Source organism: Paenibacillus oryzae (assembly GCF_001675045.1).
In the GTDB taxonomy this organism is placed as follows: Bacteria; Bacillota; Bacilli; order Paenibacillales; family Paenibacillaceae; genus Pristimantibacillus; species Pristimantibacillus oryzae.
In genome coordinates this window covers 1-516 of record NZ_LYPA01000034.1, presented here as the reverse complement: position 1 = coordinate 516, position 516 = coordinate 1, and the positions used below count along the sequence as shown (strand labels likewise).

Annotated in this window: 1 rRNA gene; it reads right to left on the bottom strand. The window is 55.6% G+C overall.

Annotated elements, in window-relative coordinates:
* Positions 1-11: 11 nt before the first annotated feature.
* A 16S ribosomal RNA gene (locus A7K91_RS05735) occupies positions 12-516 on the bottom strand; the annotation flags it as partial.

Below are 516 nucleotides of genomic sequence, written 5' to 3'. Positions count from 1 at the left end.
GTATTCCTTAGAAAGGAGGTGATCCAGCCGCACCTTCCGATACGGCTACCTTGTTACGACTTCACCCCAATCATCTACCCCACCTTCGGCGGCTGGCTCCCTTGCGGGTTACCCCACCGACTTCGGGTGTTGTAAACTCTCGTGGTGTGACGGGCGGTGTGTACAAGACCCGGGAACGTATTCACCGCGGCATGCTGATCCGCGATTACTAGCAATTCCGACTTCATGCAGGCGAGTTGCAGCCTGCAATCCGAACTGAGACCAGCTTTGATTGGATTCGCTCCACCTCGCGGTTTCGCTTCCCGTTGTACTGGCCATTGTAGTACGTGTGTAGCCCAGGTCATAAGGGGCATGATGATTTGACGTCATCCCCACCTTCCTCCGGTTTGTCACCGGCAGTCACGTTAGAGTGCCCAGCTTCACCTGCTGGCAACTAACATCAAGGGTTGCGCTCGTTGCGGGACTTAACCCAACATCTCACGACACGAGCTGACGACAACCATGCACCACCTGTCT